The following is a 21950-nucleotide window of genomic DNA, read 5'->3' as shown; positions in this document are numbered from 1 at the left end:
GATCGGGGGGCTTAAGCGCGGGTCGCCTGCGCCACCACGGCGCGCAGGGTCCGCCGGGTCAGCGGAATCTTGAAGTCGTTGCTGCCGTAGCCGCGGGCACCCTTCAGCACCGCGTCGGCGGCCTCATCCGCTGAGCCGGTCCGGACCAGGGCTTCTTCGGCCTCGGCCACCCGCCAGGGCTTGTGCGCCAGGCCGCCGAAGGCGAGCCGCGCCGCGCTCGGCTTGCCGCCCTCGGCGCCCGCGATCACCGCCGCCACCGAGACGGTCGCGAAAGCGTAGGACGCCCGGTCGCGGACCTTGCGGTAGATATGCATGCCGGCCACCGGCTTCGGCAGGGTCACGGCCGTGATGATCTCGCCCTTGCGCAGGTCGGTCTCGATCTGCGGTGTGTCGCCGGGGAGCCGGTGGAAATCGGCGATCGGGATCCGTCGGGTCTGACCCGCCGGATCCATCGTCTCGACGGTGGCGTCGAGGGCGCGCATGGCGACAGCCATGTCGGACGGGTTGGTGGCGATGCAGGATTCGCTGGCGCCCACCACCGCCATGATCCGGTTGAACCCGCCGATCGCCGCGCAGCCCGAACCCGGCTCGCGCTTATTGCAGGGCATGGCCGTGTCGTAGAAATAGTAGCAGCGGGTCCGCTGAAGCAGGTTGCCGGCGGTGGTCGCCTTGTTGCGCAGCTGCCCCGAGGCGCCGGCCAGCAGAGCCTTCGCCAGGACGGCGTAGTCCTTCCGGACCCGCGGCTCCGCGGCAAGGTCGGAGTTGCGCACCAGCGCACCGATACGCAGGCCGCCCTCCTGCGTGGCCTCAACCTTGTCCAGGGGCAGCCGGTTCACGTCGATCAGCGTGGCCGGCGTCTCGATCTGCAGCTTCATGAGGTCGAGCAGGTTGGTGCCGCCCGCGATGAACTTGGCGTTCGGCCGCTCGGCCGCGAGCTTGGCCGCGTCCTGAACCGTGGCGGGACGCTCGTAGGTGAAAGCCTTCATGTCCGCCCCCTCAGAGGTTGCTGGCGGCGGTGTCGCGGATCGCCGCGACGATGTTCGGGTAGGCGCTGCAGCGGCAGATGTTGCCGCTCATCCGCTCGCGGATCTCGGCGTCACTGAGCGTCGGGGTCGAGGCGAGATCCTCGGTGACGTGGCTAGGCCAACCGGCCTTGGCCTCGTTCAGCATGCCGACCGAGGAGCAGATCTGGCCCGGCGTGCAGTAGCCGCATTGGAAGCCGTCATGTTCCAGGAAGGCGGCCTGCATCGGGTGAAGCTTCTCGCCATCCGCGAGGCCTTCGATCGTGGTGACCTGATCGCCCTCGTGCATCGCCGCGAGCGTCAGGCACGCATTGATCCGACGCCCGTCCACCAGCACCGTACAGGCGCCGCACTGGCCGTGGTCGCAGCCCTTCTTGGTGCCGGTGAGAGCCAGATGCTCGCGCAGCGCATCGAGGAGCGTGGTGCGCGTGTCGAGGACGAGATCGTGCGGCTGCCCATTGATGGTGAGCCGTACCGGCATCGTCTGCGGGGCGGGATCTCCCGGCGCCGCCGCTGCGGGGGCCGGTCGGAAGCCGAGGGCGCCGAGCGCCCCGGCCGCCGCGCAGCCTTCCACCACGGCGCGCCGCGTCAGGGCGAACGGCTTCTTCGAAGTCGCGTCTGTCATGCTGCCATCCCGTCCGTGCGCCGCGCTCGACGGCGCGGCGCAACCTGGAATCCGGTGCGCCAACGTGCGGTCGTGCCGATTAGATCCAGTCCAGACTGCGCCCGTTCACCGCGGGCCGAGGTGGTCCGCTGGTCCATGGGCCGCCCTATCCGATCCGCGACGTGGGGGTAGAGAATCGGCCCACGGCCGCGCGGCAGGGCCGGGCGTGGCGCCTCCGGGCCGCCGCGCTCCGCTTGCAAAGGACGCGATCATCGGAACGCGTCGCACCGCCGGCGTTTGGGTAGATCGGAAAGCGTTTCCGGAGGCTCACCCCATGGCCGTCCCGACTTTGGCCCTGAACGACGGGCGTCGCATCCCGCAGATCGGCTACGGCTGCTGGCAACTCTCCGACGCTCAGGCGCCGGAGCTCGTCGGCCGGGCGCTTCGGGCCGGCTACCGCCTGATCGACACCGCCGCCGCCTACGGCAATGAGGCGGGCGTCGGACGTGGCATCCGCGATGCGCAGGTGCCGCGCGCGGAGGTCTTCCTCACCACCAAGCTCTGGAACGACCGCCAGGGACGCGAGGAGGCGCGGCGTGCCTTCGACGAGAGCCTGGAGCGGCTCGGCCTTCCGTATGTCGATCTCTACCTGATCCATTGGCCGTGTCCGCAGCGGCGCCTGTTCGTCGAAACCTGGAAAACGCTGATCCAGCTCCGCGAGGAGGGGCGGGCCAAGTCGATCGGCGTCTCGAACTTCACAGCCGAGCACATCGCCACGTTGATCGGCGAGACCGGCGGGGCGCCTGCCGTGAACCAGATCGAGCTGCACCCGCATTTCCAGCGCAAGGCGCCGCGCGCGGACGACGCCCGTCACAGCATCGTGACCGAGTCCTGGAGCCCCCTCGGCCAGGGCAGGGAGCTGAACGACCCGGTCATCCTCGCGATTGCGAAGGCCCATGGGAAGACGCCCGCCCAGGTGGTGCTGCGCTGGCAGGTGCAGATCGGCTGCGTGGCGATCCCGAAGACCGCCCGGCCCGAGCGCATCCTCGAGAATATCGCGCTGTTCGATTTCGAACTCGGTGCCGGCGAAATGGAGGAGATCGCGGCCCTCGACCGCCCCGACGGCCGCATCGGCCCCGACCCGGCGTCCTTCTGCTGACCGGCATCCCTTCGGCGGCGCAGCGTAACATCGCGCCGCAAAAGATTTATGCTCACAGCTAGCATATCTGGACAGGCGCGTCCGGCGCCCATAAGTTAGACGGCACAATGCTCAAACTGAGCATAATGGAGGACGCCATGGCGGCGACCGTTGCACCCGTCTCCCGCACGCCCATCCCGGGCCTGCCGCTTCCGGATCTCTACGCCCGCGTCAGCCGGCACGTTCCCGCGATCGAGTGGCCGGCGCTCGCCCCCGACATCGAGGCGATCCTGCGCCTGAAGCGGGAGCGCAACGCCGTGATCCTGGCGCACAATTATCAGGCGCCCGAGATCTTCCACACGGTGGCCGACATCGTCGGCGACAGCCTCGCGCTCGCCCGCGAGGCGGTGAATGTCGACGCGGACGTGATCGTGCTGGCGGGCGTCCACTTCATGGCCGAGACCGCCAAGCTCCTGAACCCGGCCAAGACCGTGCTGATCCCCGACATGGGCGCGGGCTGCTCGCTGGCCGATTCGATCACGGCCGCGGACGTGCGCGGCCTGCGGGCGAAGTATCCGGGCGTGCCGATCGTGACCTACGTGAACACCTCGGCGGCCGTGAAGGCCGAGTCGGATTTGTGCTGCACCTCCGGCAACGCCGTCGCGGTGGTGAAGTCGCTGAACGCGCCCCGCGTGCTGATGATCCCGGACGAGTTCCTGGCGCAGAACGTCCAGGCCGAGATTCCCGAGGTCGAGATCCTGACCTGGGCCGGCCACTGCGAGGTGCACGAGCGCTTCACCCCGGCCGACATCCGCGAGGTCCGCGACAGCTATCCCGGCGTGACGGTGATCGCGCATCCGGAATGCCCGCCCGACGTGGTGGCCGAGTCCGACTTCTCCGGCTCCACCGCGATGATGATGGACTTCGTCGTGGAGAAGCGGCCGAAGCAGGTGGTGCTCGTCACCGAGTGCTCGATGGCCGACAACATCGCGGCGCAGAACCCGGATATCGAGTTCATCAAGCCCTGCAACATGTGCCCGCACATGAAGCGGATGAGCTTGGCGAACATCCGCCGCGCGCTGGAGACGATGACCCACGAGGTCACGGTCGATCCGGCTTTGGCCGACCGGGCCCGGGCGGCCGTGGAGCGCATGCTCCAGGTGCGCACGCGATGAACGCCGTCTCGCCCAGCACCGCCGACCGCGTCGTCGTGGTCGGCGGCGGCGTCGCGGGGCTCAGCGTCGCGCTGCGTCTCGCGCCCCGGCCGGTGACGCTGGTCACCGCGTCGGCCCTGGGCCTCGGCACCGCCACCGGCTGGGCGCAGGGCGGCATCGCCGCCGCGGTCGGCGCCGATGACGCGGCGGAACTGCACGCCGCCGATACGGAAGCGGCCGGCGCCGGGCTGACCGAGTCCGACGTCGCGCTCCGCGTGGCTCAGGAAGGGCCGGGCCTGATCGATTGGCTGGTGCGGATCGGCGTCCCGTTCGACCGGACCGACGATGCCGCGCTCGCGCTCGGGCTTGAGGCCGCGCATGGCCGCCGCCGCATCGTCCGCTCCGGCGGCGACGCGACCGGGGCGCGCGTGCTCGAAGGGCTGGTGCGGGCCGTTCTCGCTGCGCCGTCCGTCGAGATCGTCACGGCGCGGGCCTGCGACCTGCTTCGGGACGCGCGCGGGTCCGTGGCCGGCATCGTCGCCGAGCGCGACGGCGCCCTGTTCCGCATCCCGGCCCGCGCCGTGGTGCTGGCCACCGGCGGCGTCGGCGCCCTCTACGCGGCGACCACGAACCCGCCCGGCGCCGTCGGCCGCGGTCTGGCGCTCGCCGCCCGGGCCGGTGCCGTCATGCGCGACATGGAGTTCGTGCAGTTCCACCCGACCGCCATCGCGGCCGGCGCCGACCCGATGCCGCTCGCCACCGAGGCCCTGCGCGGGGAGGGCGCCCGACTCATCGACGAGACCGGCGCACCCGTCATGGCCGGTATCGCCGGCGGCGATCTCGCCCCCCGCGACGTCGTCGCCCGCGGCATCTTCCAGGCGCTGCAGCGCGGCCGCACGGTCTATCTCGACGCCCGCGGGGCGCTCGGCGCCGCGATGCCGACGCGCTTCCCGACGGTGGCGGGACTCTGCGCCGCCGCCGGCATCGACCCGGCCGTGCAGCCGATCCCGGTCCGCCCGGCGGCGCACTACCATATGGGCGGCGTGAAGGTGGACGCGCACGGCGCCACATCGGTGCCGGGCCTCTATGCCTGCGGCGAGGTCTCCTCCACGGGCCTGCACGGCGCCAACCGCCTCGCCAGCAACTCCCTGCTGGAAGGGCTGGCCTATGCCTGCTTCATCGCCGACGGGCTCGATGCGCCGCCGCCGGCGGCCATCGTCCCCCAGGCCGTGACCGCCCGCACCTCCGGTGACCTGACGGCGATCCGTGGCCTGATGGAGCGCCAGGTCGGGGTCGTGCGCGACGCCGCCGGCCTCGGGGGGGCGGTCGCCGCCCTGACGCCGGAGGCAGAATCCTGCGACGCCGCGCTGGTGGCGCTGCTGATCGCCCGCGGCGCGCTGGACCGCCAGGAGAGCCGCGGCGCCCATTGGCGCAGCGATCATCCGCATCTCGCAGCCGCGACCCATACCGAGACCACGCTGGCCGATCTCCGGGCGGCGCAGAGCGGCCGGACGGTCGCCGAGGAGGCCCTGACGCCATGACCCGATCGGTCTTCTCCGACGCCATCCTGCCCCTGCCGCGGCTCCTGGTGGAGCCGGTGGTGCGCGCCGCCCTGCTGGAGGATCTCGGCCGGGCCGGCGACATCACCACCGACGCCATCGTGCCCCCCGGCGAGCGGATGCGCGGCGTGATCGCCTCCCGCCAGGACGGCGTGATCTCCGGCACCGATGCCGCCGCCATCGCGTTCGCGCTGGTCGATCCGGCCGTCACCGTCGCGGTCGAGCGCGGCGACGGCGCCCGCGTCGCCCCGGGCGACGTGGTGCTGCACCTCGAGGGGCCGGCCCGCGCCATCCTCACCGCCGAGCGCGTCGCCCTGAACCTGCTCTGCCGGATGTCGGGCGTCGCCACGGCCACCCACGGCCTCGTCGAGGCGGCCCGCCCGCACGGCAAGGCCTCGATCGTCTGCACCCGCAAGACCACGCCGGGCCTGCGCGCCCTGGAGAAGCACGCCGTGCGCGCGGGTGGGGGGTCGAACCACCGCTTCGGCCTCGACGATGCCGTGCTGATCAAGGACAACCACGTGGCGGTGGCGGGCGGCATCGTGCCGGCCATCGAGCGCGCCCGCGCCCGGGCCGGCCATCTCGTGAAGATCGAGTGCGAGGTCGACAGCCTGGAGCAACTGGAGGAGGCCCTTTCGGTCGGGGTCGACGCGGTGCTCCTCGATAATATGGGGCCCGACCAGCTCACCCGCGCGGTGGCGATGATTGACGGACGCGCGCTCTCCGAGGCGTCGGGCCGGATCACCCGCGAGACGGTGGGGGCGGTCGCGGCCTCGGGCGTCGACCTGATCTCCTGCGGCTGGATCACCCACTCGGCGGCGATCATCGACCTGGGCCTCGACGCGGCCTGAATGGGCGACCTCCGGGGCGCAACGGAGATCCGCCGTCGGGCAGGGCTCGAAGATCATCACGTTCGGGTGACAAGTCTTCGTCATCAGCGCGGCTGAGACACTCGAAGTCTATCGCCGCGCGACTGACTCGCTAAGGTTTCGCCCAACCGCGACGCCATCGACCGGACGTGACCGTGAGCCAAGCCCTGCCCTCCGTGGCTGCCCCGGCGGTCGATCTTCCGGCGGCGCCGGTGGCGCGCAAACCCGGTGCCGTCCGACATGGGCCCGGCGCCGCGCTGATGCTGGGCGCGCTGGGCGTCGTGTACGGCGACATCGGCACGAGCCCGCTCTACGCGTTCAAGGAGGCCGTGAAGGCGGCGACCGCCGGTGGGGCCGCGGTGCCGGCGGCGGCCACGGGGGCGGTGTCGCTGATCCTGTGGTCGCTGATCTTGGTCGTGTCGCTGAAATACGCGGTGCTGATCCTGCGCGCCGACAACCGCGGGGAGGGCGGCATCGTCGCCATGCTGGCGCTGCTCGGCGCCCGGCAGGCCCGGCCGGGCACGGGGAAGGCGCTGCTTCTGGTGGTCGGTCTGGTGGGGGCGGCGCTGCTCTACGGCGACGGCGCGATCACCCCGGCGATCTCGGTCCTGTCGGCGATCGAGGGCGTGAAGGTCGATGCGCCGGCGCTCGGCCCGTACGTGGTGCCGATCACGCTCGTCATCCTGGTCGGGCTGTTCCTGGTCCAGCACAAGGGCGTGGCCGCCATCGGCCGCGTGTTCGGGCCCGTGATGCTCGTCTGGTTCGTCGTCCTCGTCCTGCTCGCGATCCCCAGCATCCTGCGCGCGCCGGAAATCCTGGCGGCGGCCAACCCGTTGCGGGCGGTGGACTTCCTGGTCCATGCCGGCTGGCATGTCAGCTTCCTGATGCTGGGCGCGGCCTTCCTGGCGGTGACCGGCGGCGAGGCGATGTATGCCGATCTCGGCCATTTCGGCGCCCCCGCGATCCGCTTCGCGTGGTTCGGTCTCGTGCTGCCCGCTCTGTTGATCCACTATTGCGGGCAGGGCGCCCTGATCATCGCCGATCCCGGTGCGATCGAGAATCCGTTCTATCGGCTCGCCCCCGACTGGGCCCATTATCCGCTGGTCGCCCTGGCCACGATGGCGACCGTCATCGCCTCGCAGGCGGTGATCTCGGGCGTCTATTCGTTGACCCAGCAATCGATCCAGCTCGGCTTCATGCCGATGATGCGGGTCGTCCACACAGACCGGGACGAGCGCGGCCAGATCTACGTGCCGGCGGTGAACTGGCTCCTGGCCGCAGCGACCCTCACGGCGGTGGTCGTGTTCGGCTCCTCCGACGCCCTGGCCGGGGCCTACGGCATCGCGGTCTCGGCCCTGATGGGCATCACCACGCTGCTCGCCGCGCTCATCGCGCTGCGCTGGGGCTACAATCCGATCCTGGTCTTCGCGGTCAACGGCGCCTTCCTCACCCTCGACGCCGTGTTCTTCGCCGCCAACAGCGTGAAGCTGTTCGAGGGCGGCTGGTTTCCGCTGCTGCTGGCCGCCGCGGTCGCCTTCCTGATGCTGACATGGATGACGGGCAACCGCGTTCTCGAATCCGTCCGCCAGACCATGCGGATGTCCGAGGCGACCTTCCTCGCCCGCCTGACCTCGCACCCGCCGGTGACGCTCCCGGGCACCGCGGCCTTCCTGACCGCCGCCACCGATGGCATCCCGATGGCCCTCGGCCGTCTGCTGGAGCGCAGCCGGTGCCTCCACGAGCGGATCCTCCTGATCACCGTCGTCTACGAGGAGGAGCCGGTCATTTGCGCCGCCGAGCGGGCGCAGGTGACGCTGGTTGCGCAGGGCATCCGCAAGGCGATCTCGAAGTATACGCCCGGCATGGAACGGGTCGTCCTGCGGTATGGCTTCATGCAGACCGCCTCGATCCCCGAGGGGCTGCGATGCGCCGTGGCGAGCGGCCTCCTGCCTCCGGAATACCTCGAGGACATCACCTACTTCGTGGGCCACGAGGTGGTCATCCCGTCGCCGACCCATCCCGGCATGGCGCCCTGGCGGGAGGCGATGTTCAGCTTCATGAAGCGCAATGCCGAGCGCACCGGCGCCCATTTCGGCCTGCCGACCCGGCAGATCGTCGAGGTGGGAACCGAGATCGAGATTTGAACCGGGGGCCCTGAACAGGGCCGCGCCGCGGCACGCCCGAAGGGCAGGGCCTCCACAGGCGGCGGACCGCCATGACGGCGATGCCGAGCCCGCGCGGCGCATTGAAAACGGCCGCGTTCGCCAGCATATCGCCACCGCGATTTTCCCACAGCGGAGGCATGACCCGTGAGCGAGACGATTGAGCGGCACGAGTTCGGGGCGGAGGTAGGCCGGCTCCTCGACCTCGTCGTGCACGCGCTCTATTCCGACCGCGAGATCTTCCTGCGCGAACTCGTGGCCAACGCCGCCGATGCCATGGACCGGCGGCGGTTCGAGGCCCTGACCTCGGCGGCGAGCGCCCTGCCGGCGGACGCCAAGGTCCGCATCGCCCCCGACAAGGAGGCGCGGACCCTGACCGTGTCGGATGCCGGCATCGGCATGACCAAGGAGGATCTCGCCACCAACCTCGGCACCATCGCGCGCTCCGGCACGCGGGCGTTCTCGCAGACGCTGGAATCCGCCAAGGCCGAGGACCGGCCGAGCCTGATCGGCCAGTTCGGCGTCGGCTTCTACTCGGCCTTCATGGTCGCCGACCGGGTGACGGTCACGTCGCGCCGCGCCGGCAGCGACGAGGCCTGGACCTGGGCCTCCGAAGGCCAGGGCAACTACACCTTGGAGCCTGCCACCCGGGCGGAACCCGGCACCGACATCGTGCTCCATCTCAAGGGCGACGCCGACGAGTACCTGGAGCCTTACCGGCTCGACCATCTCGTGCGGAAATGGGCCGACTTCATCACCGTGCCGATCGCGGTCGTGCGCGACGGCAAGGACGAATCGGCCAATCAGGGCACCGCGCTCTGGCGCAAGGCGAAGTCCGAGGTCACCGAGGAGCAGTACGAGGCGTTCTACCACTCCATCGGCATGAACTTCGACAAGCCCTGGGCGACGCTCCACTGGCGCGCCGAGGGGCAACTCGAATTCGCCGCGCTGCTGTTCATCCCCGGTTCGAAGCCCTTCCAGGCGCTCGAGAACGAGCGGCAGAGCAAGGTCCGGCTCCACGTGCGGCGGATGTTCATCACCGACGAGGCCGAACTGCTGCCGCCCTGGCTGCGCTTCGTCCAGGGCGTGGTCGATACCGAAGACCTGCCCCTCAACGTGTCCCGCGAGATGCTGCAATCGACCCCGGCCCTGGCGCGGATCCGCCGCGCCGTGACCGGCCGCGTCGTGTCCGAACTCGCAACCCGCGCCAAGGACGCCGAGGGCTACCAGGCCTTCTGGGAGAATTTCGGCCCCGTCCTCAAGGAGGGCATCTACGAGGATTTCGAGCGCCGGGGTGAGATCGCCCCGCTCCTGCGCTTCCGCTCCTCGGCGGTGGAGGGCTGGACCTCCCTGCCGGATTACGTATCCCGCATGAAGGATGGCCAGGAGGCGATCTACTACCTCGTCGCCGACGATGCCGAGGCGCTGAAGTCGTCGCCGCAGCTCGAGGGCTTCAAGGCGCGCGGCCTCGAGGTGCTGCTGCTTTCCGATCACGTCGACGCCTTCTGGCCCGACCAGCTCGGCAGCTTCGAGGAGAAGCCGCTCCGCTCGATCACCAAGGGTGGGCTCGACCTGTCGAAGTTCGCCCTCGAGGGCGAGCAGCCGGAGGCGCCCGAGGGCATCGATGCGTTCGTGGCCGCCGTGAAGACCGCGCTGGGCAGCGAGGTCTCGGACGTGCGCACCACCGACCGGCTGGTCGACTCGGCTGTGGTCCTGTCCGCCGGGACCGGAGGCCCAGACCTGCAGATGCAGCGGCTCATGCGGCGGGCAGGGCGGGCCGGGGCCGGGCAGCCGGTCCTGGAGATCAACCCGCGCCATCCGCTGATTCGGGCGCTGGCCGCGGCACCCGAATCGGAGGTGCCGCAGGCGGCCGGCACGCTCCTCGACCTCGCCCGCATCCAGGATGGCGACAGCCCCCGCGACCCGGCGGCCTTCGCCCGGACCGTGGCGGCGGCCCTGGCGGCGGCGCGCAGCGCGTAGGACTACGGAGACACGCGCCGGGCGCAGGCGGAAAGCCGCGCGCGGCGTGTGTCTCCACACACATCCGCGCCGGACGATTGTCGGTTCGGTTGATCATTCGGAAACGGTCGAGCCATAACTTCGCCACCGGTCGGGATCATTGCCCGGCCGATGGCGCGGGCGCGGTGGGGGCCGCAGGCGTCTAAGCCGAACCCTCTCGCGCGCGTCAGGCGCGCCTCACGGACGCTGCATGAACCCGGTCGAGGCTGAAGCCGGCAACGGACAGGCGGTCGCGGCGGCGCGGACCCGGGCCCATGCCCGGGCGTATCGCCACAGCGGACGCGTGCGCACCATGCGCCGCATTATTCCGGTGGTCGCCGGGGGCTCGGTGGCGCTGCTGCTGGGGTACCTGTTCAATCCTTTCGCGGCCCAGCTGCCGGGTGTCTCGGTCGGTCCGGTGACGCTGGCGGGCTCGAAGGTCCGCATGGAGAATCCGCGGCTCTCGGGCTTCCGCCAGGGAACGCGCGGCTACGAGGTGACGGCGGACGCCGCCCTGCAGGACGTCCGCAAGCCGAGCCAGATTGAGCTGCAGCAGATGCGCGGCCACATCGCCACCGACGACCAAGGCGGCATCGCCCGGCTCTCGGCGGTGTCGGGCCTGTTCGACACGGCCCGCGAGGCGCTCGACCTGAAGGACGACATCCGGATCTGGACCGACAAGGGCGAGGAGGTGCGCCTGCGCTCGGCCGCCGTGGCGTTCAAGACCGGCGCCATCAGCTCGCAGGAGCCTGTCACCGTTTCGAGCCCGCGGGCCACCGTGAAGGCCGACACCCTGGACGTCGTCGAGAACGGCAAGCGGATCTCCTTCGTGGGCAAGGTCCAGGTGGTGATCCTCAACGAGGATCAGGCCGAGAAGCCGCAGGCCCGCATCCTGACGTCGGACGCCCAAGCCGCGGACGGTGCGCGATGAGCGCCGCCCGCATCGTCTGGGCCGCCCTGGCGGCGGGGCTGGTTCTCGCCGGCCCGGCTTTCGCCGAGAAGTCCGCGCGGAAAGATTCGCCCTTCGGGAATATCGGGGGCGGGGGCAAGGACCCGATCAAGATCGACGCCGACCGGCTCGACGTGTTCGACCGGGAGAACAAGGCGATCTTCGCCGGCAACGTCGTGGCCGTGCAGGGCGACAGCACCATCCGGTGCTCGACCATGACGGTCACCTACAAGCGCGGCAAGGACGCGCCCGGCAAGGGTGCCAAGGGCGAGGCGAAGGAGGAGGGGGCCGAAGCGGCGCCCCGGAATCCCGCCGAGAACGGGATCCAGAAGGTCGATTGCGCCGGTCCGGTGACGGTGGTGCAGAAGGATCAGGTCGCCACCGGCGACCATGCGGTGTTCGATCAGGACGCCAAGCGGATCGTGCTGACCGGCAATGTCGTCCTGAGCCAGTGCCAGAACGTCACCCGCGGCCAGCGGCTCGTCTACGACATGAACACCGGGCGCGCGAACATGGACCCGGTGGCGGGCGGCCGCGTCTCGGCCCTGTTCGTGCCCGGCGAGAAGTCCGACGCCAAGGACGGCAAGGCGAAGGGCTGCACGCAGCCGCCGCCCAGGCCGAAGGCGCAGGTCGATTGAGCGGCGCCGTGGCGTTCCAGGCTGGCCCGCAGGACCCGGCGGGCCGAACGAGCTGGCTCGGCCGCCTGTTCGGCCGGCGCGCGCGGCAGCCGGACGCGGCCGAGGCCGAGGGCTGGTCCGCGGCCGAGGCGGGCGGCCTCGGCATCCTCAGCGTGAGCGGCCTGCGTAAGAGCTACGGCGCCCGCACGGTGGTCCACGAGGCGGGGCTCACCGTCCGCACCGGCGAGGCCGTGGGACTGCTGGGCCCGAACGGCGCCGGCAAGACCACGATCTTCTACATGATCACCGGGCTGGTGGCGGCCGATCGCGGCCACATCACCCTGGACGGCCTGCCGATCACGCACCTGCCCATGTACCAGCGGGCGCGGCTCGGGATCGGCTATCTGCCGCAGGAGGCCTCGATCTTCCGCGGGCTCACCGTCGAGGACAACATCCGCGCGGTGCTGGAGGTGGCCGAGCCCGACCGCAAGGCGCGCGCCCGCAAGCTCGATTCCCTATTGGAGGAGTTCGACATCGCGCGCCTGCGCAAGTCGCCCTCGATCGCGCTCTCGGGCGGCGAGCGGCGGCGTTGCGAGATCGCCCGGGCGCTCGCCTCCTCGCCGACCTTCATGCTGCTGGACGAGCCCTTCGCGGGCATCGACCCGATCGCGGTGGGCGACATCCAGGATCTGGTGAAGCACCTGAAGCAGCGCGGCATCGGCGTGCTGATCACCGACCACAACGTCCGCGAGACGCTGGGCCTGATCGACCGGGCCTACATCGCCCATTCCGGCCGCATCCTCACCGAGGGCACGCCGGAGGAGATCGTGGCGAACCCGGATGCGCGGCGCCTGTATCTCGGCGAGGATTTCAGGCTTTAGGCCGGACTTCGCCCCTACGAGGGGAGCGAAGACGGGGCGGAGGCGGCCGCGCCTCACCCCTTCCAGTTCTTGAGCGCCGCGAACGGGCTGTCGGAACCCGCGGGCTTCTCCGGGTTCAGCACCGGCTCCACCTGCGCGATCGCGTCCGCCATCGAGAAGGCCGAGCCGCTCTGGAGCCGGCCGCCCGCCGCGTCGCGGTGGCCGCCGCCACGGAACAGGCGGGCGCCGTCGAGCGCCGTGCCGTCATTGGAGCGGAACGACAGCGTGCCCATCCGCTGGACGTTGACGACGCGCTTGGCGCGGCCCGCATCCATGATCAGGTCGGAGACCCGCTGGAAGGTGCCCGAATCGAGGGCGAAGGACAGGAGCGTGCCGTCCTTCAGCGGGCGGAACAGGGCGTCCGAGCGGGCGAGGGCCCGGGCGAGGCGCATGCGCGTGGTCAGCGTCGGATCGTCGTCGGGCGCCTCGCGCAGCAGGGCGTCGACCACGCCGGTGCGGATCTCCGAGGCGCGCCGCTCGAGTTCGGCCGGGTTGGCGCCGTCCCGCAGGGACGCGGCGGCCGCGAGCAGGATGTCGGACACGAACCGGTCGTGCCAGGGATGACCGACCGGCACGTAGCTCGACACGACTTCCCAGAACAACTCGTCCAGGGCGAGCCCGCCGCGGAAGGCCGGGCTTTCCTTGCGCCAGAGGTCGACGGCATCGACCGCGGACAGCAGGCTCGACAGGTCGGTCGCGGGTTCGTGCGTGGCGAACAGGGCCCGGTGTTCGAAGGTCATCCGCGTGGCGCAGATGTCGTCCTCGATCAGCACGGCGATCTCGGGATCGCCCAGATCGATCCGGTGGAGCGCCGGGCGCGCTGCATCGGCGGTCGCCTCCAGGCCCAGCCGGCGCATCTGGTCGAGGGACGAGGCGTGGTGGTCGAGGACCACGAGGCGGTGCTTCTGCCCGTCCTCCCGGCGCCGGTTCATCGCGGCGAACTTCCTCAGGCCCGCGATGGTCTGCTCCTCCAGGCCGAGATCCGTCATCAGCAGGATCTCGCGCTCCGCCGCGCGGCCGAGACGCTTGATCTCGTCCTCGAAGACCGGGCCGACATCGCTGTAGCGGGGCACGTGGACGACGCGCTCGACCGTGGCGCAGGCGGCGGCGACCGTGGAGGCGCCGTAGCCGTCGAGGTCGTGGTGGGTGATCTGGATCAGGCGCAACGGTCCGGACTCGAAGGATGACGGAGCGGCCGGTCTACGACGCCCGGCGCCGCGAGGCGAGGGGTGGCGGACCTTCCGTCCGGCCGCGTTCGGTGCAGAATGGTGCCGGGCCGCCACGAGTCGCACAGGACCGGCCGGCCACGGAGACCCTCAAGGGGCCCGCCATTCCGGGAGGATACGATGGCCTTGGCCGCAACGCCGCGCGTGCGCCGCATCCAGACGATCTCGCTTGCCCTTCTCGTGACGGCGGGCGTCGTCAACTACGTCGACCGCGCCACCCTGGCGGTGGCCAACCCGCTGATCCGGGAGGATCTTGGCCTCTCGATCCCCGAGATGGGCTTGCTGCTCTCGGCCTTCCTCTGGGCCTACGCCTTCGCACAGCTGCCGGCCGGTGTGCTCGCCGACCGGTTCGGACCGCGCCTGACGCTGACGCTCGGCCTGACCTGCTGGTCGTTCGGCCAGATGCTCGGCGGCGCGGTGACGTCGTTCTGGCAGTTCGTGAGCGCGCGGATCGTGCTCGGGATCGGCGAGGCGCCGCATTTCCCGACCTGCGCCCGGGTCTCCCGCGACTGGTTCAACATCCGCCAGCGCGGCACCGCCACGGGGATCTGGAACTGCGCCTCCTCGCTCGGGACCTTCCTGGCCCTGCCGCTGCTGACCTTCCTCATGGTGAGCTTCGGCTGGCGGGCGATGTTCGTGATCATGGGGGCGGTCGGCCTCGTGCTCGCCGCGATCGTCTACGGGGTCTTCCGCAACCCGCGCGAGACCGACCTGACGCCGGGGGAGCGCGCCTTCCTGGAAGAGGGCGATGCCCCGAATGCCAGCCGCCCGGTCACCTGGAGCGCGTGGCGCCGGCTCTTCGGGTTCCGAACCAGCTGGGGGATGATCGTCGGCTATTTCGGCTGCATCTACATGACGTGGCTCTACACCGCGTGGCTGCCGAGCTACCTTGAGATCGAGCGGCACTTCACCCTGCAGAAGACCGGCCTCGTCGGCTCGATCCCCTTCGCCTTCGGCGTGCTGGGCGGGATCCTGGGCGGCCGCGTGGTCGACATGCTGGTCCGCCGGGGCGTCGACCCGATCCGCAGCCGCAAGATCCCGATGGTCGGATCCCTGGTGGCGACCGCCGCCTGCACGGTCGTGGCGGCCCTGACGCCGAGCGACACCCTCGCCATCGCCTGCATCTCGGCCTCGCTCTTCCTCGTCTACGTGAGCTCGTCGTCGGCCTGGGCGATGGCCTCCGTGGCGGCGCCGGCCAGCTGCACGGCGTCGCTCGGCGCGATGCAGAATTTCGGCGGCTATATCGGCGGCGCCCTGGCGCCGACCGTGACGGGCTTCATCGTCGGCGGCACGGGCCATTTCTCGATGGCCTTCATCACCGGGGCGGTGATCGCCCTGGTGGCGGCGCTCGGCTACTGGACGCTGATCAGGGATCCCATCGCCGACGAGGCGCCGGAGGGTCCGGTGGTCGGTCAATTGAGGGCCGCGCGATGAGCAGGCGGACGGTCTCCGCTGGCGTCACCCCCGCAGGTTCGGGGCAGCCAGGATCAGGTCCCGGAGATGCGTGCGGGCCGTGAAGCTGCCGCGCATCAGGTCCACGAAGGTGGCGGCCGGTCCGTCCCAGTCGTGGCGCGCGGCATGGGCCCGGGCGGCGGTCGCGTCGAAGGGCAGCCGCCCCTCGATCGCCGCGCCCATCAGCTCGGCGAGCCGATCCACCCGGTCGGGGGCGTCGGGGTCGAAGTAGCTCGCCGCGCTGCCGCCGGCCTCCGGGATGGCCGTCAGGCTCGAGGCGATGACCGGCGTCCCCCGGGCGAGGCTGTCGAGGACCGGGATGCCCCAGCCCTCGCCGCGGCTCGGGAAGACCAGGGCGGCGGCCCGGGCGTAGAGGTCGGAGAGCCCCCGGTCGTCGATGCCGGCGATGTGCACCGCGTCCGGCGTCCGGGCGAGGCGGTCCAGGGTCTCGGGCCGCTCGCCGTCACCCTTGCCCACCACGATGAGCCGCGCCGCGCCCTCCGGCAGCCGCGCGAAGGCATCGAGGACGAGACCGAGATTCTTCCTCGGCTCCAGCCGGCCGACCATGAGCAGGTACGGCCGCCCGTCCGCAAGCGGGGTCCGCTCCGAGACCGCCTGCGGCGGGGTCGAGCCGCAGCGCACCTCGGCGATGCGGTGGCGTTCGATGCCGTAGACCTTGGCGATGGAGTCGCGGCTGTAGTCGGAGATGGTCAGAACCAGCTTGGCGCGCCGGGCCGAGAGCCGAGTCAGGATCTTGTTCCGCCAGCGCATCGACCAGGGAAAGAATTCGGGATGGGTCTCGAACAGGATGTCGTGGACCACCACCACCTGCCGGTCGCCCGGCACCAGCGGCGGGGCGATGTAGGTGGTGAGCAGCGTGTCCAGGCGATCCCGCAGGAACAGCCACGGCCAGACCAGGGTCAGCCGCACGGTCGCGGGGACCCGCGGCAGCCGCCGGTGCTCGATGTTGTCCCCCGAGACGATGCGGGCGCAGGCCTCGGGATCGCCCGAATAGACCACGTAGGTGGCGTCGGGGTGCTGGGCGGCGGCCCGGCCGATGATGTTCACGAGCCAGGTCCGGCTGCCCTGCGGCTTGCCGGTGAGCACGTGCGCGTCGACGCCGATGCGAAGCATATCAAGGGCTCCTGTAGGCGCCGAAGGTCGGGGCCTCCCCGGGGGCGTAGGCCCGGCCGGCGATGTCGCGGGTGGCGCCAAGCGGGATGCCGACGCGGGCGGGGGCGGCGGTCAGGGCGAGGCCGCCGGTCATCGGGCTTGCAGGATCGCGGAAGGCGGGCGTGCCGGTGAGGTCGGGCCCCTGGCCGTTGAGCGGCAGGCTCGTCCCGTCGCCGGTGGCCTGATTGCCCCAGCGGTAGAGCGGGGCGCCGACGGCGCTGCCGAGGAAGTTCGGGCCGATCGCGTTGTTGTTGTCGGTGGTGGTCGCCTCGACCACGATCGCGGCCACGTTCGGCCGGGTCGCGTAGGCGATGTTGTTGAGCACCCGGTTGTTCGACGTGCGGTCGACCTGCTTGGTATAGTCGGAGGCGAGTACGATCTCGCCGCGATAGACGTGCTTGCCGCCGGAATCGCGCATGTTGCCGGTGGTCGTATTGTTCACCACCGTGTTGGAGCCGGCGTCGAACAGGTTGATCCCGGCGCCGTCATTGTCGGCCGCGACGTTGAACGCGACGATGTTCTCGTCGCACCACTGGTCGATCTGGATGCCGTTGCCGTCCTGGCCGGTGGTCTCCTTCTGGCCGGTGACGATGTTGTACCGGATGGTGTTGCGGTCGCCCGCGTCCTGGGCGGCGTCCTTGGCGTAGACGTGGATGCCAGAGGTGCCCGACATCCCGACGCCGTTGCCCGAGACCCGGTTGCCCTCCACCACGTAGCCGGAGCCGTTGATCTCCATCCCGTGGATGCCGTTGCCGGTCACGGTGTTGTCGAGGATGTAGCTCGGGTCCTCGGGGGGCGCGTTGATGACGTCGACGGCGACGCCGTGGGTCTGGTTGTCGGCGAGGCTGTTGCCGGTGATCCGGTGCCCGGCGCCCGCGCCGTCGCCGATCCAGATGCCGAGGCCGGACCGGGACACGGTCGAGCCCGCGACCGTCACGTGGCTCGACCCCCGGCGGATGATGAAGCCGGAATTCACCGCGCCCTGCACGGTCAGGCCGGTGACCGTCACGTAGGCGGCGTTCTCGAACACCACCGAGTTGGACAGGCGCGGTTGCGTGCCGGTTTCGGCCGCCACCGTGACCGGCGCGGCCTCTGTCCCGCGGGACCCGATGAAGACGACGTCGCCATAGCTGCCGCCGCGGACCAGCACGGTCGAGCCGGGGCCGAGGGTGGCGAAGGACACGTCGGCGAGGCGCGCCACCGTGGTGTAGCCGGGCTTCGTGCCGCCGGCGGGATCGACCAGGATGTTCTGCTGCACCTGCGCGCCGGCCGGGCCGCAGGCGGCCAGGACCGGCAGGACCAGCGCCGCGAGGGCGCTGCCGAGGATCGTGCGGGGCTGTCTCATGCCGCGAGCGCCCGGGCGATGGCGAGCCGCTTGCGCCGCTGGAACAGCCGGCGCCACACGCTGCGGCCGGCCTCCGGGCTGATCCGCGTCAGCGCGCGGGCCGCCATCTGCCAGCCGGGCAGCAGGGCCTGCGGCATCGCGAGGTCGGCAACCCGGTGGCGTGCCGCCGCGCCGAGCGGCGGCGGCCCGACCAGGCCGAGCCGGCCGAGATCCGCGACGAGGTCCGGGCGCTTGCGGTACCACAGCACCAGGGCTGCGCCCTCGCGCTCTGCGATGCGCAGATAGGCCGCCTCGTCCAGGAGGTGATGGTGATAGCCGAGCGCCTCGGGGGCGTAGAACAGGCGCATGCCGCGCCGGGCCAGCCGCTCGCCGAGCTCGATATCCTCGTGCCAGAACAGCTTCGGGTCGAAGCCCCCGGCCTCCTCCAGGAAGCCCCGGTCGACGCTGACGTTGCAGGTCAGGAACGCGTCCCAGCCGACCTCGTCGCGGCCCGCGAGCGCATCGTAGGAGGCGTCGTGGTGAAGCGCCGAGAACGGCGAGAACGGCAGGGCCGGGTCGATGGTCATGCGCCCGAGGATCGCGGTCCTCCGTCCCCCCCGCCGCGCATGGGCGCGCCGGTGCGCCTCGACGAGGCCCGGCACCGGGATGGTGTCGTCGTTGACGATCAGGAGGCGCTCGCCCCGGGCCGCCGCAATGGCGCGGTTGCGGGCGGCGTTGGCGCCGGCATTCTCCTGGCGCAGATGGACCACCGGGATCCGGGCCGTCGCGACGGCGCGGTCGATGACCGCTCCGGTGCCGTCCGTCGAGCCGTCGTCGCAGACCACGATCTCGAAGGGCGCGTCCGTCTCCTGCCGATCGAAGGCCCAGAGGCACAGGCGCAGCGTGTCGGCGCGGTTGTAGGTCGGGATGATGACCGAGAGCACGGGATCATCGCTCATGACGAGGCTTCCGGAAGCGGGAGGGGGAGGGGATCGGTCGGGGGGCGGCGCAGGCACAGCCACCCGACCAGGGCGGCCGAGACGGCCGCGACGGCGGGGACCGTCCCGGGCGCCAGCGCGGCGGGGCCGGCCGCCCAGGCGAGGGCGGTGAGGAGGCCCGGCGCAGCCAGGATCGGGATGTCCGCCAGCGCCAGGGGCGGTCCAGCCTGCCGCCAGAAGGCATGGGCCAGCACGAGGAGCATCGCGGCCTCCGCGAGCAGCGCCGCGAGCGCCGCGCCGAGCAGGGAGTTCCAGGGGATCAGCAGCGTGCAGGCGATGAGGTTGGTGGCGCAGGCCGCCGCGCTCCCGCGTACGGCGAAGCCGGTCCGCCCCAGCGGCACGAGGCCCGCGAACAGGATCGTGGCCGCGATCAGCAGGACGCTCATCCCGGTGGCGATGCGCAGCACCGGGACGGCGCCGGGGAAGTCCGGCCCGAAGGCGAGGCGCACGAGCGGCTCCGCGAGGGCGCAGGCCGCCACCGCTCCCGCGCAGGAGGCGGCCAGGATCGGGACCAGCGCGGTGCGAACCCGGGTCCGCAGCGCTGCCGTCCCGGTCCGCGGCCGTCCGTCCACCAGGGGGCCGACGGCCCGTCCGAAGACCGGCACGAGCGGCGCACACAGGGTGATCGCCACCGCGGCCCCGAGCTCGAAGAACCGGAAGCCGGCCGTGAACTGGCCGAGCTCGGCCGCGCCCGCGAAGGCGGCCAGCATCATGAGGCTGATCCGGCCGTTGAGCGAACCGAGGGCATTCGCGACGCCCACGCCCGCCGCGGCCCGGATGGTCGCCAGGGCCTGCGGCAGGGGAGCGAGGCGGGCGGGCACGAGGCGCAGCGCGAGCGCCAGTCCCACGGCGCCGTAGGCGATGCCGGCGCCGACCGCCGCAAGGCTCAGGGCCGCTTCCGGAAGCTGCAACCACAGCGCGAGCGCGGTCCCGCCGATCAGGATGACGGCGTTGGCGAGCGCCGGCCAGACGGACCAGCCGGGCCGCCCGCAGACCTGGAACAGGGCGTCGAGGAAGCGGGCGGCCGCGAGGGGCATCAGCAGGGCGGCCAGCGCCAGCGCGGGCTGGATGGCGTCCGGCAGCATCGGCAGAATGCAGAGCAGCGCCGCGCCGGTCCCGAGACCGAGGACGAGACGCGCCGACAGCATTCGGCCGAACTCGGCCGCCCGCATCTCGGGTTCGATCGCACCGAGGCGCGCCCCGAAGGTCAGGGTCGTGCCGAAATCCGCCGCGATCAGAGCCACCGCCAGGATCGCCAGGGCGAGGCCGTAGCGACCGAGGGCCGCCGGCCCGGCCATGTGCCCGACCATCACGAAGGCTGCGAGGCCTGCCGCAAGGTAGACGCCGCGGCCGGCAGCCTGCCCGAGCAGATTCGCACCATAACGGAGCCCGCCGGCCCGTCCGCGCCCCGACAATCGGTTTACCAAGCGGATCATCTCTCGGTGACGTCTGACTGAAAACTGCGACCTACGATTGCATCGTGGCAGGCTGCGTATGGCTTGCAACCGGTGTCTCAATTTATGGTTGCAGAGTTATCGCGTTGGCAAAACCGGAGGACTGCGTATGTCCGAGACAGCCGCTGGGTCGGACCTGTGTCTCTCGCGCCGATCAGAAGCGGAGCCGGAACGGCGCCTCCGATGGGGGGAGGTGCGGGCCGCCCTGGCCGCCGATCGGGATCATTGGCGCCGCCGCGGTTGCGGGCCGGCGGCCTTTCGCCGGGGCTACCACGCGATCTGGCTCTACCGCCTGTCCCGCTATGCCCATGAGCGCGGCTGGCGGATGGCGGCGTGGCTGCTGTGGCTGGTGAACGGCTGGTGGACCGGCGCCGACATCCCGCCCTCCAGCCGGATCGCCGGCGGCCTGTTCCTGCCGCAGCCCTATGGGACCGTGATCGCCGGCGCCGTGGGCCGCGACGCCGCCTTCGGCATCCAGGCCTCCATCGGCGGCCTGCTGAAGGAGCCGGACCAGGATATCGGCGGCGGCCCGGGCCTTCCGGTGCTGGGCGACGACGTGATGCTGGAGGCGGGCGCCATCGTCCTCGGCGCCGTGCATGTCGGGGACCGCGCCCGGATCGGGCCGCGGACCATCACCCTGAAGTCCGTCGAGGCCGACGAGGAGATCATGCCGCAACCCTGGCGCCCGCTCCCCGGCCGGAACGTCGCGCCATGAGGAACGCGATGTCGGACCATGGCACCCTGTCGGGGATGCGGCGCCTCCTGGCGGCCGACTTCGCCCGCATCCTGCATCAGACCACGGGGGGGAAGCCGACCGCCCGGCTCCGACGCCTGATGCACCTCCTGCTTCCGGCCATGCAGGTGGCGATCCTGCATCGAACCGCGCATCTGCTGCACGGCAGGGGCTGGCGCCGCTCGGCCGCCCTCGTGGCGGACCTGTCGCTGCGTCTCACGGGGGCCAGCCTGCATCCGGGCTCGCGCGTGGGGCCGGGCCTGTTCGTGCCGCATCCGGCGCGGGTCGCCTTCTGCGCGACGGCCGGGGCCGACCTGACGCTGCTGCCCGGGACATTGGTCGGACCGCGGGACTGGGTCCTTCCGGACCAGCCGTTTCCCGCCGACGGTCCTGATCTCGGGGACGGCGCGATCGTCGGCGCGCACGCCGCCATCCAGGGATCGGTCGCCATCGGCGCGGGCGCGACGGTCGGCATCGCGGTCTGCAGTCTTCGGGATGTGCCGGCGGGCACCGTGACGATGATCGCCCAGCGGCAGGTTCGCAGTCCGCGGCGCCCCCAGGGGACGATTCATGGGCGCTAGACCCGGCCGCGCAGGGC

The 21950-nt window shown here is 71.5% G+C and carries 19 protein-coding genes; 12 read left to right on the top strand and 7 right to left on the bottom strand.

Going from position 1 to position 21950, the window contains the following annotated elements; genetic code table 11:
- Positions 1 to 11: 11 nt before the first annotated feature.
- Together A3862_RS03425 and paoA are read right to left on the bottom strand one after the other, a co-directional pair.
- Positions 12 to 986, bottom strand: coding sequence for an FAD binding domain-containing protein (locus tag A3862_RS03425; protein ID WP_111473203.1), 975 nt, complete (start codon positions 984 to 986; stop codon positions 12 to 14).
- Positions 987 to 996: 10 nt separating this feature from the next.
- Positions 997 to 1647: an aldehyde dehydrogenase iron-sulfur subunit PaoA gene (paoA, locus tag A3862_RS03420; RefSeq protein WP_043760372.1), complete on the bottom strand. Its 651-nt coding sequence runs from the start codon at positions 1645 to 1647 to the stop codon at positions 997 to 999.
- Positions 1648 to 1960: 313 nt separating this feature from the next.
- Here paoA and A3862_RS03415 point away from each other — a divergent pair, with 313 nt between their 5' ends.
- From A3862_RS03415 to lptB, 9 genes are all read left to right on the top strand, one after another.
- A complete protein-coding gene (locus A3862_RS03415) occupies positions 1961 to 2785 on the top strand; it encodes an aldo/keto reductase (RefSeq protein ID WP_111473202.1) in 825 nt (274 codons plus the stop codon).
- Positions 2786 to 2922: 137 nt separating this feature from the next.
- A complete protein-coding gene (gene nadA, locus A3862_RS03410; RefSeq protein ID WP_043387528.1) occupies positions 2923 to 3939 on the top strand; it encodes a quinolinate synthase NadA in 1017 nt (338 codons plus the stop codon).
- Positions 3936 to 5459, top strand: coding sequence for an L-aspartate oxidase (locus A3862_RS03405; RefSeq protein WP_043760376.1), 1524 nt, complete (start codon positions 3936 to 3938; stop codon positions 5457 to 5459). The genes nadA and A3862_RS03405 overlap by 4 nt, the downstream gene beginning before the upstream one ends.
- Entirely contained in the window at positions 5456 to 6328 is an 873-nt protein-coding gene (nadC, locus tag A3862_RS03400) for a carboxylating nicotinate-nucleotide diphosphorylase (RefSeq protein ID WP_043760378.1), read from the top strand. Before A3862_RS03405 ends, nadC begins: the two co-directional genes overlap by 4 nt.
- Before the next feature lie 173 nt (positions 6329 to 6501).
- Positions 6502 to 8490, top strand: a complete 1989-nt coding sequence (locus A3862_RS03395; protein WP_100794130.1) for a potassium transporter Kup — start codon at positions 6502 to 6504, stop codon at positions 8488 to 8490.
- 165 nt (positions 8491 to 8655) lie between these two features.
- Complete coding sequence (gene htpG / locus A3862_RS03390; protein WP_043350981.1) at positions 8656 to 10488, top strand: molecular chaperone HtpG; 1833 nt, start codon at positions 8656 to 8658, stop codon at positions 10486 to 10488.
- Between the two features lie 229 nt (positions 10489 to 10717).
- Positions 10718 to 11437, top strand: a complete 720-nt coding sequence (gene lptC / locus A3862_RS03385; protein ID WP_111473201.1) for an LPS export ABC transporter periplasmic protein LptC — start codon at positions 10718 to 10720, stop codon at positions 11435 to 11437.
- Positions 11434 to 12093, top strand: a complete 660-nt coding sequence (locus A3862_RS03380; RefSeq protein ID WP_043386965.1) for an LptA/OstA family protein — start codon at positions 11434 to 11436, stop codon at positions 12091 to 12093. Before lptC ends, A3862_RS03380 begins: the two co-directional genes overlap by 4 nt.
- An 8-nt stretch (positions 12094 to 12101) precedes the next feature.
- The gene (lptB, locus tag A3862_RS03375) at positions 12102 to 12953 is read left to right on the top strand and encodes an LPS export ABC transporter ATP-binding protein (protein WP_374701317.1); all 852 of its coding nucleotides are present in this window, start codon (positions 12102 to 12104) and stop codon (positions 12951 to 12953) included.
- Between the two features lie 53 nt (positions 12954 to 13006).
- Here lptB and A3862_RS03370 read toward each other — a convergent pair whose 3' ends face one another.
- On the bottom strand, positions 13007 to 14158 hold the full coding sequence (locus tag A3862_RS03370) for a dimethylmenaquinone methyltransferase (protein ID WP_043386967.1): 1152 nt from the start codon (positions 14156 to 14158) through the stop codon (positions 13007 to 13009).
- A gap of 180 nt (positions 14159 to 14338) precedes the next feature.
- On the opposite strand from A3862_RS03370, the gene A3862_RS03365 reads away from it, so the two are divergent.
- Positions 14339 to 15652, top strand: coding sequence for an MFS transporter (locus tag A3862_RS03365; protein ID WP_043760381.1), 1314 nt, complete (start codon positions 14339 to 14341; stop codon positions 15650 to 15652).
- Positions 15653 to 15676: 24 nt separating this feature from the next.
- Here the strand turns inward: A3862_RS03365 and A3862_RS03360 are convergent, their stop codons facing one another.
- From A3862_RS03360 to A3862_RS03345, 4 genes are read right to left on the bottom strand one after another with little or no spacing between them, the layout of a single operon-like run.
- Complete coding sequence (locus tag A3862_RS03360; RefSeq protein ID WP_043760383.1) at positions 15677 to 16804, bottom strand: glycosyltransferase family 4 protein; 1128 nt, start codon at positions 16802 to 16804, stop codon at positions 15677 to 15679.
- Between the two features lies 1 nt (position 16805).
- On the bottom strand, positions 16806 to 18188 hold the full coding sequence (locus A3862_RS03355) for a right-handed parallel beta-helix repeat-containing protein (protein WP_111473200.1): 1383 nt from the start codon (positions 18186 to 18188) through the stop codon (positions 16806 to 16808).
- Positions 18185 to 19126 carry a glycosyltransferase family 2 protein gene (locus A3862_RS03350; protein ID WP_043760388.1) on the bottom strand — a complete coding sequence of 314 codons (942 nt, stop codon included), beginning with the start codon at positions 19124 to 19126 and terminating at the stop codon, positions 18185 to 18187. The genes A3862_RS03355 and A3862_RS03350 overlap by 4 nt, the downstream gene beginning before the upstream one ends.
- A complete protein-coding gene (locus A3862_RS03345) occupies positions 19123 to 20601 on the bottom strand; it encodes a lipopolysaccharide biosynthesis protein (protein ID WP_111473199.1) in 1479 nt (492 codons plus the stop codon). Before A3862_RS03345 ends, A3862_RS03350 begins: the two co-directional genes overlap by 4 nt.
- Positions 20602 to 20812: 211 nt before the next feature.
- On the opposite strand from A3862_RS03345, the gene A3862_RS03340 reads away from it, so the two are divergent.
- Positions 20813 to 21334, top strand: coding sequence for a serine O-acetyltransferase (locus A3862_RS03340; RefSeq protein ID WP_236961721.1), 522 nt, complete (start codon positions 20813 to 20815; stop codon positions 21332 to 21334).
- Positions 21331 to 21933 carry a serine acetyltransferase gene (locus A3862_RS03335; RefSeq protein WP_043386983.1) on the top strand — a complete coding sequence of 201 codons (603 nt, stop codon included), beginning with the start codon at positions 21331 to 21333 and terminating at the stop codon, positions 21931 to 21933. Before A3862_RS03340 ends, A3862_RS03335 begins: the two co-directional genes overlap by 4 nt.
- Positions 21934 to 21950: the final 17 nt, after the last annotated feature.

This window comes from Methylobacterium sp. XJLW (assembly GCF_003254375.1).
In the GTDB taxonomy this organism is placed as follows: Bacteria; Pseudomonadota; Alphaproteobacteria; order Rhizobiales; family Beijerinckiaceae; genus Methylobacterium; species Methylobacterium fujisawaense.
Note: the sequence above shows the minus strand (reverse complement) of the source record. Positions and strands in the feature narration are given on the sequence as shown.

What these genes read in the sequence shown, in the direction of transcription:
- A3862_RS03380 (WP_043386965.1), top strand. Translation starts at nt 11,434, where the DNA reads ATGAGCGCCGCCCGCATCGTCTGGGCCGCCCTGGCGGCGGGGCTGGTT.
- A3862_RS03365 (WP_043760381.1), top strand. Translation starts at nt 14,339, where the DNA reads ATGGCCTTGGCCGCAACGCCGCGCGTGCGCCGCATCCAGACGATCTCG.
- A3862_RS03405 (WP_043760376.1), top strand. Translation starts at nt 3,936, where the DNA reads ATGAACGCCGTCTCGCCCAGCACCGCCGACCGCGTCGTCGTGGTCGGC.
- A3862_RS03360 (WP_043760383.1), bottom strand. Translation starts at nt 16,804, where the DNA reads ATGCTTCGCATCGGCGTCGACGCGCACGTGCTCACCGGCAAGCCGCAG.
- A3862_RS03345 (WP_111473199.1), bottom strand. Translation starts at nt 20,601, where the DNA reads ATGATCCGCTTGGTAAACCGATTGTCGGGGCGCGGACGGGCCGGCGGG.
- A3862_RS03335 (WP_043386983.1), top strand. Translation starts at nt 21,331, where the DNA reads ATGAGGAACGCGATGTCGGACCATGGCACCCTGTCGGGGATGCGGCGC.
- A3862_RS03355 (WP_111473200.1), bottom strand. Translation starts at nt 18,188, where the DNA reads ATGAGACAGCCCCGCACGATCCTCGGCAGCGCCCTCGCGGCGCTGGTC.
- nadA (WP_043387528.1), top strand. Translation starts at nt 2,923, where the DNA reads ATGGCGGCGACCGTTGCACCCGTCTCCCGCACGCCCATCCCGGGCCTG.
- A3862_RS03350 (WP_043760388.1), bottom strand. Translation starts at nt 19,126, where the DNA reads ATGAGCGATGATCCCGTGCTCTCGGTCATCATCCCGACCTACAACCGC.
- lptC (WP_111473201.1), top strand. Translation starts at nt 10,718, where the DNA reads ATGAACCCGGTCGAGGCTGAAGCCGGCAACGGACAGGCGGTCGCGGCG.
- A3862_RS03425 (WP_111473203.1), bottom strand. Translation starts at nt 986, where the DNA reads ATGAAGGCTTTCACCTACGAGCGTCCCGCCACGGTTCAGGACGCGGCC.
- A3862_RS03415 (WP_111473202.1), top strand. Translation starts at nt 1,961, where the DNA reads ATGGCCGTCCCGACTTTGGCCCTGAACGACGGGCGTCGCATCCCGCAG.
- nadC (WP_043760378.1), top strand. Translation starts at nt 5,456, where the DNA reads ATGACCCGATCGGTCTTCTCCGACGCCATCCTGCCCCTGCCGCGGCTC.
- paoA (WP_043760372.1), bottom strand. Translation starts at nt 1,647, where the DNA reads ATGACAGACGCGACTTCGAAGAAGCCGTTCGCCCTGACGCGGCGCGCC.